General features: G+C 71.0%; 5 protein-coding genes. 4 read left to right on the forward strand and 1 reads right to left on the reverse strand.

Going from position 1 to position 6292, the window contains the following annotated elements; translation table 11 throughout:
- Position 1 precedes the first annotated feature (1 nt).
- The 3 genes from DN771_RS27810 to DN771_RS27820 are packed head-to-tail and all read left to right on the forward strand — an operon-like array spanning position 2 to position 3094.
- Positions 2-1078 carry an ABC transporter permease gene (locus tag DN771_RS27810; protein WP_117000839.1) on the forward strand — a complete coding sequence of 359 codons (1077 nt, stop codon included), beginning with the start codon at positions 2-4 and terminating at the stop codon, positions 1076-1078.
- The gene (gene yjfF / locus DN771_RS27815) at positions 1075-2082 is read left to right on the forward strand and encodes a galactofuranose ABC transporter, permease protein YjfF (protein WP_117000840.1); all 1008 of its coding nucleotides are present in this window, start codon (positions 1075-1077) and stop codon (positions 2080-2082) included. The genes DN771_RS27810 and yjfF overlap by 4 nt, the downstream gene beginning before the upstream one ends.
- Positions 2075-3094, forward strand: coding sequence for a LacI family DNA-binding transcriptional regulator (locus DN771_RS27820; protein WP_205528810.1), 1020 nt, complete (start codon positions 2075-2077; stop codon positions 3092-3094). Before yjfF ends, DN771_RS27820 begins: the two co-directional genes overlap by 8 nt.
- 271 nt (positions 3095-3365) lie before the next feature.
- Here DN771_RS27820 and DN771_RS27825 read toward each other — a convergent pair whose 3' ends face one another.
- Positions 3366-3983, reverse strand: a complete 618-nt coding sequence (locus DN771_RS27825) for a biotin transporter BioY (protein ID WP_162942504.1) — start codon at positions 3981-3983, stop codon at positions 3366-3368.
- 127 nt (positions 3984-4110) lie between these two features.
- Between DN771_RS27825 and DN771_RS27830 the strand changes: the two genes are divergently transcribed.
- The gene (locus DN771_RS27830; RefSeq protein ID WP_117000842.1) at positions 4111-6108 is read left to right on the forward strand and encodes a HelD family protein; all 1998 of its coding nucleotides are present in this window, start codon (positions 4111-4113) and stop codon (positions 6106-6108) included.
- The last annotated feature ends 184 nt before the right edge of the window (positions 6109-6292 follow it).

Raw genomic sequence — 6292 nt, forward strand, 5'->3', positions numbered from 1 at the left:
GATGACCCCGATCGTCAGGCGGATCGTCACGTCGCGTCTGTTCTGGCCGGCGTTCATCCTCGTCGCCCTCCTGGTGGCGACGCGACTCAAGTCGCCCGGTCTGTTCAACATCCGGGTCGTGAACGGCAACCTGTACGGCACGACGATCACGATCGTCCGGCGCACGGCGCCGACGCTGCTCGTCGCCCTCGGGATGACGCTGGTGATCTCGACCCGCGGCATCGACCTCAGCGTCGGTGCCGTCGCTGCGATCGCCGGGGCCGCGGCGTCGACGTTCATCGACTCGTCGGCGACGCCGCACGCCGTCGTCACCGTGCTGATCGGCGTCGGCATCGCGCTCTTGCTCTCCGCGGCCGGCGGCGCGTGGAACGGCTTCCTTGTGACCGTGCTCGGCATCCAGCCGATCATCGCCACCCTGGTGCTGATGACCGCGGGCCGCGGCGTCGCCCAGCTGATCACGGACGAACGGATCATCACCGCCAGCTCGGCCCCCTACAAGATGATCGGCGGCGGCTACTGGCTGGGTGTGCCCTTCGCGATCATCCTCGCCGCGGCGATCTGCGTGCTCACCGCGCTGCTCACCCGCCGCACCGCCCTCGGAGTGCTCCTAGAGTCCGTCGGATGCAACCCGGAGGCGTCTCGCCTCGCCGGGGTCCCGGCCCGCTCGATCACGTGGACCGTGTACGTGGTGTGTGCCCTGTTCGCCGGTGTCGCCGGGATGATGATCACGTCGGACGCCACGGCGGCCGACCCGAACAGCACCGGGATGTTCCTCGAGATCGACGCGATCCTCGCCGTCGTCATCGGCGGCACGTCGCTCGCCGGCGGGCGCTTCTCGCTCGCCGGCACGGTCCTCGGCGCCTTCATCATCCAGACCATGACGACGATGATCCTCATCCTCGGCATCGCCCCCGAGGTCACCCTCGTCTACAAGGCGGCCGTCGTCGCCATCGTCTGCCTGATCCAGTCCCCTGAGGCACGAGCGCTGGTTCGTTCGGCGGTGCGCCGACGGCCCCCGCTGGTGCGCCCGCCCCGCGTCGCTGCCGAGCCGGTGATCGTCGCCGAGGTCGAGCGATGACGGCCGGGTTGATCGACGCCCGCCACTCCGCTTCCCGTCGTCGCTCGCTGACGCGCTACATCCCCGTGTTCGCCACGGCGGCCCTGCTCGGCGTCGCCCTGCTCATCGGCGCGCTGATCTACGACAACTTCTTCCGCGGTCAGGTGCTCGCCAACATCCTCGTCGCCAACGCCCACCTCATCGTGCTCGCCGTCGGGATGACGTTCGTCATCCTGACGGGCGGGATCGACCTGTCGGTCGGTGCGGTCGTGGCGCTGTCCACGATGGTGGCGGCCAAGGTGATGTCGTACGGGTGGCCGGCGGCGGGGGCGATCCCGCTGGTGCTGGCGATCGGCTCGAGCCTCGGGCTCGTTGTGGGCGCGATGGTGCACTACTTCCGCATCCAGCCGTTCATCGCCTCGCTCGCCGCGATGTTCCTCGCCCGGGGCATGTGCTACGTGATCTCGGTCGAGTCGATCCCGATCCGCGAGCGCTTCTTCGTGTTCATGTCGCGGACGCGGTTCACGATCCTCCCGGGGACCAAGATCAACCCGGCCGTGGTGATCGCCCTGGCCACCGTGGCGATCGCGTTCTACGTCCTGCACTACACGCGCTTCGGGCGCACGGTGTACGCGATCGGCGGCAGCGAGCAGTCGGCGATGCTCATGGCGTTGCCGGTCGCCCGCGTCCGCATCTCGGTGTACGTGATCAGCGGGTTCTGCGCGGCGACGGCCGGGATCCTCTACACGTTCAACGCCGTGCAGTCGGGCAACCCGCTGCACGCCATCGGCATGGAGCTCGATGCCATCGCCGCGGTCGCGATCGGCGGCACGTTGCTCACCGGCGGGTACGGCTTCGTGATCGGTTCCCTGCTCGGGGTCCTCGTCATCGGGACGATCTCGTCGATCATCCGCTTCAGTGGAACCCTCAACTCCGGATGGACCAGAATCTCGAGCGGTGTCCTCGTCCTGGCGTTCATCGTGATGCAGCGACTGATCACGCTCGGACGCGTTCGGCGTGGCTGACGCCGTCGCGGCGCGGCCGCCGGCGATGCACGACGTGGCCCGTCTCGCGCGCGTCTCCCACCAGACGGTCTCCCGGGTGCTCAACGGGCATCCGCACGTCAGCCCCGACACGCGGGCCCGCGTCGAGGAGGCGATCGCCACCCTCGGCTACCGCCGCAATGCTGCCGCCCGCTCGCTCGTCACCCGACGATCGGGGATCATCGGCATCCTCACCGACCGCAGCAAGCTGTACGGACCGACGAGCTCGCTGCTGGCGGTGGAGGTGGCGGCGCGCGAAGCGGGCTACTACGTCAGCCTGGCGAGCGTCGCCGATCCCACCGCAGCGGCCATGTCGGCCGCCGTGGAGCACTTCCGGGACCAATCGGTGGAGGCGATCGTGCAGATCGCGCCGGCCCGGCAATGGGTCACCGCGGCACGCAGCATCCCCGCCGACGTGCCGATGGTGACGATGTCGGCCGACTACCAGGTCGCGCGCGGACGCCACGCGGCCGTGGCCCTCGACAACCGCGCCGGTGCCCGGCTGATGACCGAGCACCTCATCGGGCTCGGGCACCGCCGGATCGCCTTCGTGGCCGGCGCCGACTCCTCACCGGAGGCGGTGGCCCGCCTGAAGTCGTGGCGTGACGTGATGGCCGCCGCCGGGCTGCCGGCCGACCGCGTCTACCACGGCGACTGGTCGCCGGAGAGCGGTCATGCGGCAGGTCGGCAGCTGTTCGCCGACGGCGTGCCGTCGGCCGTGTTCGCCGCCAACGACCAGATGGCCCTGGGCGTGCTGGCCGCCGCGGCCGAAGCCGGGCTGTCCGTGCCGGGCGACGTGTCGGTCGCCGGGTTCGACGACGTCCCCGACGCAGCGTTCTTCACGCCGACGCTCACGACGATCCGCCAGGACTTCGACGCCCTCGCCCACGGCTGCGTCGGGCTGCTCGAGCGTCTGCTGCGAGGAGAGCCCGTGCGGAGCATCCGCATCCTGCCTGAGCTGATGATCCGCCAGAGCACGGCGCCTCCCCGCTGAGCCGTGTCGGCCTCGCGTTCGCCGGCGGCGCCTCGCTGATCGGTCGGTGGTGGGCTCGCTGACCCGGCGGAGGTGGTCGGCGGAAGAAATCTTCCGGCGCGCTCAACCTTTCGGTCCGCTCGAGCATCTCTATGGTCGGACCCGCCAGCGCCCGGGCGTGTCCGATGAGGAGGTGCTCGGCTCGGCGGACACCGGGTACCCCTCGCAGGCCTGTGGTTCGGGCCGGCGACCTTGGTCGCCGGCCCGAACGGCCCCGCCGTCCCGGAACGGTTCAGCCCTTCCGGAGCAAGCTCCAGGCGGCGGGGAACAGCGCCCCGGCCGCGGCCATCTTCACGGCGTCGCCGGCCAGGAACGGACGGAGACCCATGGTGAACCCGCTCGACTCCCAGCCGAAAACGGGCACGTTCAGGGTGTGGGCGAGCCACAGCGTGCCGAGCGTGTAGAGGACGAGGTTGCCGACGACGACGGCGGCGACCGAGGTGACCAGATGGCGATCGCGACCGCGACGGGCGGCCCAACCGGTGATGCCGGCGAGGAAGACGTAGCCGACCAGATAGCCGCCGGTCGCCCCGGAGAACGTGGCCCAGCCGCTCGACGTGTCGGCGAAGACCGGCATCCCGACCAGCCCGACGGCGAGGTAGAGCAGCATCGAGGCGACGCCGCGGCGTACGCCGAGGGCGCCGCCGGTGAGGGCGACGGCGAACGTGGCCAGGTTGATCGGCACCGGTGTGAAGCCGAGTGGGATACGGATCTGGGACGCCACGGCGGTGAGGGCGGCACCACCGGCGACGAGGGCGGCGGATCGCCACCGTACGGCGGGGAGGAGCTCGGCGAGGACCGGACGGCGGGCAGCAGGGGCGTGCGCGGTGGACAGCATGGTGAAGGACACGTGGATCTCCCGGGGGGTGGAGCCTGGATTGGGGGGTCGCGTCGACCATAGTCACGACGTTTCGCGACGACAGGGTCGACGCACCTGGCCGCTCGCCGCGTCGGTCCGCTAGTGTCTTGTGCCCCCTATGGACTCGTCGCCCCACTTCGACGCGCCCGCCGATCCGTTCCCAGAGCTGGCGGCCGAGCGCGAGCACCTGGCGTTCGCTCGCCGGGCTCGCGACCGGATGATCGACCGGCTGCAGCGGGTCGATCCCCACGCGTCGGCCGACGAGATCACCGCCGAGTACGTGGAGATGACCGTCGCCGAGGCGTTGGACGACCTCTCGGCGCCGGGCGCCGGCGACTTCTTCGGGCGGATCGACGTCACCGCACCTGCGGTCGGTCGATCGGCCGCCGCGGTGAAGGAGCGCTACTACATCGGGCGGCGTCACATCGAGGACGACCAGCACGATCCCGTCGTCGTCGACTGGCGAGCGCCGGTCGCCGCGGCGTTCTACCGGGCGACCCCGGTCGATCCGCTGGACGTGTCGCACCGCCGCCGCTTCACCCTCGACGCCACCGGCGAGGGCCCGAGCGAGTTGACCGCCTACCTCGACGAGCACCTCGACGATCCCGATGCTGCCGACGTCGCCGGCGGCATCCCCGACCCCGTGCTCGCCGAGATCGGCGCCGCCCGGACCGGGGCGATGCGCGAGATCGTCGCCACCATCCAGGGCGAGCAGGACGTCGTGATCCGGGCGCCGATCGACCAGGTGCTGATCGTGCAGGGTGGCCCGGGCACCGGCAAGACGGCGGTGGCCCTGCACCGGGCGGCGTTCCTGATGTTCGAGCACCGTCGCCGCCTGAGCCGCGACGGCGTGCTGGTCATCGGTCCCAACAAGGCGTTCCTCGACTACATCAGCCACGTCCTGCCCTCGCTCGGCGAGCGCAGCGTCCGGCAATGCACGGTGGCAGAGCTGTGTGTCCCGAAGGTCGAGATCACGGCGATCGATGACGCCGATACCGCCCGGGCCAAGGGCTCGACGGACATGCTCGACATCCTCGAGCGGGCCGTGCTCGAGGCCGTGCGCCCGCCCGACGACGATCTCGAGGTACCGATCGGCTCGCGCGTCGTGCGTTTCACCCGTGACGAGATCGCCGAGTGGCTCGAGCGTTCGATCGACTCGCAGATCCCCGTCAACGAGCGCCGTCAGCGCCTGCGGGCCATCGCCCAGCAGGAGCTGCGCCGCCGCACGGGCGGCGACGAGGCGTGGCCCAAGGCCGCAGCTCTCCGCTCGGCGCTCAACGCGGCGTGGCCGACGCAGCAGCCGTTGAAGGTGGTCGACCGCATCCTGTTCGAGCGGTTCGGCGGTGCCCGCGGCAAGAAGCGGGCCTGGACGCTCGCCGACCAGCTCCTCGTCGACGAGGCCAACTCGATCCTCAATGGCCCACCCCTCACCTACGCCCACGTCGTTGTCGACGAAGCCCAGGACCACTCCGCGGTCGGGCTGCGGGTGATCGGACGGCGCAGCCCGGCGCGGTCGATGACGCTCGTCGGCGACGTGGCGCAGTCCACCACGCCCGCCGGCCAGGAGCGTTGGGCCGACGTCGCCCGCCTGCTCACCGGCCGCCCGGTCGACCCCGGCTCCCGCGACGTCCCCGAGGGTGCCTCGATCGCCGATCTCACGATCGGCTACCGCGTGCCCGATCCGATCCTCGCCCGGGCGAACGAACTGCTGCCGTCGACGGGCGTCGACGCCACGCCGAGCCGCAGTGTGCGGCTCGAGGGCCGGGAGCCCTGGCACCGACGGGCGACGCTCGATCTCGGTCGGACCGTCGGCGAGGTGGTCGCCGAGGTGCGCCATCGCCACCGTCTCACCGGCGTCGTCGCGCCCGTCGAACGGCACGTCGAGGTCGCCGCCGGACTCGAGTCGGCCGGATTCGTCGTCGTCGATCACGTCCACGAGCTGGGCCACGACGACGTCCCGCTGTTCGGGCCCGAGCAGGTGAAGGGTCTCGAGTTCGACGGGGTCGTGGTCGTCGGTCCCGACGAGATCAACGACGGCACCCCTCGCGGCGCCCGCCTCCTCTACGTGGCGATGACGCGTGCGGTCCAGGAGCTCGCCTTCGTCGACGTGGGGTAACGCCCGCCGGTCGTGGCCGGGCCGCGGCGGGGTCAGCGGACGAGGGCAGCGGACCGGCGGCCGCGAGTAACAGATGGTGCCAGCCTGCCCGCCAGCGGTGAGTGCAACACCTTGAGCCTTGGAGGTGTTGGTGATGGCACGGAGTCGTGTTCCTGATCGGGTTCGCCGGTTGATGGTGCTGACG

Origin of the sequence: Desertimonas flava (genome assembly GCF_003426815.1) — a bacterium.
Taxonomy (GTDB): domain Bacteria; phylum Actinomycetota; class Acidimicrobiia; order Acidimicrobiales; family Ilumatobacteraceae; genus Desertimonas; species Desertimonas flava.

Coding starts and splice junctions, on each gene's coding strand:
- DN771_RS27810 (WP_117000839.1), top strand. CDS start 2: ATGACCCCGATCGTCAGGCGGATCGTCACGTCGCGTCTGTTCTGGCCG.
- yjfF (WP_117000840.1), top strand. CDS start 1,075: ATGACGGCCGGGTTGATCGACGCCCGCCACTCCGCTTCCCGTCGTCGC.
- DN771_RS27830 (WP_117000842.1), top strand. CDS start 4,111: ATGGACTCGTCGCCCCACTTCGACGCGCCCGCCGATCCGTTCCCAGAG.